At 27.4% G+C, this 791-nt stretch carries 2 protein-coding genes; both read left to right on the top strand.

What is annotated here, in order from left to right:
* On the top strand, positions 1 to 223 hold a 223-nt coding region (locus tag HMPREF1552_RS05565), incomplete at its 5' end, for a transcriptional repressor (RefSeq protein ID WP_021744145.1).
* 36 nt (positions 224 to 259) lie between these two features.
* Entirely contained in the window at positions 260 to 757 is a 498-nt protein-coding gene (locus tag HMPREF1552_RS05570) for a ferritin (RefSeq protein ID WP_021744146.1), read from the top strand.
* Positions 758 to 791: the final 34 nt, after the last annotated feature.

A 791-nucleotide genomic window follows, 5' to 3' on the forward strand; every position in this document is an offset into this window, starting at 1 on the left:
TAATAATATTATTCAAGAAATTATTATTGAAGAAAATGAAGTAAGATATGATGTAGTCACGGATAATCATGGACATTTCAAATGTAAATCTTGTGGAGAGATAATTGACTTTGATGTAAATTTATCAAAATTTGATTTATCAAAATTGGGAAATGTAGAAATTGATGAAATACATTTTTACATAAAAGGTACTTGTGAAAAATGTTTAGAAAAACATAATTAAAAATTTAAAATATAAAAAATATAGATTGGAGAGAAAATGAAATTAAATAAAGAATTAGAAGTTTTACTAAATAATCAAATAAACATGGAATTAGCAGCGGCTTACCAATATCAAGCTATGGCTGCATACTTTGATGAAAGAGCATTAGAAGGTTTTGCAAGCTGGATGGGAAATCAAGCAAAAGAGGAAATCGAACATTCAAAAAAGTTTTATGAGTATGTATTAAAAAGAAACGGTAAAATTGAATTTTTGGGATTAGATAAACCTAAAATGGACTTTACATCAGTAAGAGAAGTATTTGAAGCTGCTCTTGCACATGAAGAAGCTGTAACAGCCTCTATTGAGAATATTCACAAACTTGCAAGAGAACTAGGAGATTATGGTGCAGAAGTATTCTTGAATGAATTTGCTGAAGAGCAGGAAGAAGAAGAAGAACAAGCTCAAAAATTCCTTGATAAGATTATTTCACTTGATGTTGATAATAATAACGCTACGCTATATTTATTAGATAAGGAAATGGGAAAAAGAGACTAAATAAAGTAGTATATAATTTTGTAATTATATAATA

Origin of the sequence: Leptotrichia sp. oral taxon 879 str. F0557, assembly GCF_000469385.1 — a bacterium.
Classification (GTDB): domain Bacteria; phylum Fusobacteriota; class Fusobacteriia; order Fusobacteriales; family Leptotrichiaceae; genus Leptotrichia; species Leptotrichia mesophila.

Bases quoted from the DNA above. Each gene is read 5' to 3' on its own strand.
- HMPREF1552_RS05570 (WP_021744146.1), top strand. From the start codon at position 260: ATGAAATTAAATAAAGAATTAGAAGTTTTACTAAATAATCAAATAAAC.